We start from the raw sequence: 2,651 nt of genomic DNA, 5'->3' as shown, positions 1-2,651 counted from the left end.
CTTTCATGTTGCATCGGGTGACGCCCGTCACCAAAGGCACGCGCCATTCGCTGACCTTGTGGTGTCACGGCCCAAGCTTTCGCTAATGGGATTTCGCAACATCTCACCCGCAGTGATATGGACAAATCTGATGGGCTGTGAAACACGGGACGCTTGAAACACAGGAGATTTCGAGCATGACAACAGTCACCCGTTTTGCGCCGTCCCCAACTGGCTATTTGCACGTTGGCAACCTGCGCACGGCTTTGTTCAATCACCTGATTGCGCGGCGCACAGGCGGCAAATTTATCTTGCGCCTTGATGATACGGATCCCGAACGCTCAAAGCAGGAATATGCGGATGCGATCCGCGAAGATTTGGAGTGGCTGGGCCTGACTTGGGATCAGGAGGAGCGCCAATCGGCGCGGCTTGATCGATACGAGGCCGCCGCCCAAGACTTGCGCGACAAAGGACGATTTTACGAGGCGTTTGAAACGCCCACAGAACTCGATCTTAAGCGCAAAAAACAACTGAATATGGGGCAGCCGCCCGTCTATGATCGCGCTGCGCTTAAATTGAGCGAGACCGAGCGCGATGCATTGCGCGCGGAGCGTGGTATGGGCGTTTGGCGGTTCTTGTTGGATCAAGAACGGATCGAGTGGACGGATGGCATTTTGGGCGATTTGTCGATTGACGCGGCCAGCCTGTCTGACCCTGTTTTGATCCGTCAAGATGGGCAGTTTTTGTATACATTGGCCTCGGTGGTCGATGACACAGATATGGGCATCACCCATGTTGTGCGCGGGTCGGATCACGTGACCAACACAGCGACACAAATCCAGATTATGGCTGCCCTTGGCTTTGCTGCGCCTAACTTCGCGCATCATTCACTTTTGACAGGCCCGCAGGGTGAGGCGTTATCGAAACGACTTGGCACTTTGGCCTTGCGCGATTTGCGCGCGGCAGGGGTGCATCCTATGGCGTTGTTGTCGTTGATGGCGCGGCTTGGATCCTCCCAACCTGTTGAGATTGCAAGCAGTCTTGATGAGTTGGCTGCTGGATTTGATTTGGCGCATTTTGGCGCGGCCCCGACAAAATTTGATGTTGATGATTTATATCCGCTGACCGCACGCATTCTGGCAGCGCAAGATTTAAGCGTGGTGGCAGATGCGGTGCGGGCTGCGGGGGTGCCAGATGATCTCGCACCCCTATTCTGGCAGGTGACGCGTGAAAACATCACCACGCTGCATGATCTGGCGGGGTGGTGGCAGCTGTGCCGTGATGGTGCGGCCCCATTGGTAGACGCAGAGGATCAAGCATTCATTGCCGAGGCCCTCGCCCTGCTGCCTGAGCCACCTTACGGGCCAGCGGCATGGTCGAACTGGACGAACGCGGTGAAAGACGCCACAGGACGCAAGGGGAAATCCCTTTTCATGCCGCTGCGCAAAGCTGTGACAGGGCGCGAGCGTGGGCCTGAAATGGCCGATCTTTTGCAGTTGTTGCAAAACAAGCCCACGCTGTAAGCGCCTGTTGAAAGCACGGCCTTTTTCATGCCACCCTAATCACCATTGGGGTGGCAAATAGAAAGGTTCAGGTTCCCGTGAACGCGCAAGCCGCAAAACCGCCAAAATTCCCCGAGATTTGCCAGACGGGTTATGCTGGACTGGTTGTGCGCTTTGGCGATCAATTGAGCGAAGCAGGCAATCGCGCAAGCCTTGCCTTTGCTGCTGAGGTGACTGCGGCAGGTCTGGCGGGGGTTTTGGAAGTCTCAACCGCCCTGCAATCTGTCCTTTTGCGGTATGACCCGCTGCTTGTATCCCCTGAAGCACTCCGCGAGGATCTCGCGGCGGTTCTTAAGCAGCGCGATTGGTATGCTGCATCCCTGCCTCAGGGGCGCGCGCTTTGGGAGGTGCCTGCCTGTTTTGGCGGTGCATATGGCCCAGAATTCGAACAGGCTTGTTCGTTCGCAGGTGTCAGTCAGGCTGAGGCGGTTGCAGAATTGTGTGCAACCCCGCTTCGGGTTCAGGCAATCGGGTTTGCGCCGTCACAGCCCTATTTGGGAGAGTTGCCACCCAATTGGGACTTCCCAAGACAGGCAACCCTAAATCCGCAGGTGCCAAAAGGGGCGTTGGTTGCAGCAATTCGCCAGATTGTTCTGTTTTCCGTGCCATCGCCAACGGGCTGGCTGCATATTGGTCAAACGGGCCTCAGCCTGTTTAACCCCGCGCGTGACCCCGCCTTCATGTTGCGGGCGGGAGACGAAATTGCACTTCGGCCTGTTTCTGAGGCGGAATTTGAGACGTCATGTGCCGCCGCGCCATATGGCGGTGCTGTACGGCGGGCTCTGCCATGACGGCAACTTTTCTTTTTCACCAAGCAGGGCCTGCCGTGACTGTGCAGGATTTGGGGTGGCACGGTTATGTCGCCCAAGGTGTGTCGCGCGGCGGGGCGATAGATATAGCAGCGATGGCAGAAGGCGCGGCCTTGTTAGGGCAATCGCCCAACTTTGCAGCGTTAGAGATGGCAGGGTTCGGCGGTGTCTTTAGCGCCACCTGCGACTGCGTCATTGCGCTGACGGGGGCCGAGATGCGCGCGGATTTGGACGGGCGTGCTTTGGCATGGAATGCAACCCATGCTGTGCCTGCGGGCGCGAAACTGAAGATCGGGCCTGT

General features: G+C 57.5%; 3 protein-coding genes. All 3 read left to right on the top strand.

The window, feature by feature from the left end:
• Positions 1-176 precede the first annotated feature (176 nt).
• Complete coding sequence (gene gltX / locus ACR0B3_RS23675) at positions 177-1,502, top strand: glutamate--tRNA ligase (RefSeq protein ID WP_480811198.1); 1,326 nt, start codon at positions 177-179, stop codon at positions 1,500-1,502.
• A 77-nt stretch (positions 1,503-1,579) separates the two neighbouring features.
• Positions 1,580-2,332, top strand: a complete 753-nt coding sequence (locus ACR0B3_RS23670) for a 5-oxoprolinase subunit B family protein (protein WP_340297738.1) — start codon at positions 1,580-1,582, stop codon at positions 2,330-2,332.
• The coding region (locus ACR0B3_RS23665) for a 5-oxoprolinase subunit C family protein (RefSeq protein ID WP_480811197.1) at positions 2,329-2,651 on the top strand (323 nt) is incomplete at its 3' end. The genes ACR0B3_RS23670 and ACR0B3_RS23665, both read left to right, overlap by 4 nt.

This window comes from Ruegeria sp. CE9, from assembly GCF_056537425.1.
Note: the sequence above shows the minus strand (reverse complement) of the source record. Positions and strands in the feature narration are given on the sequence as shown.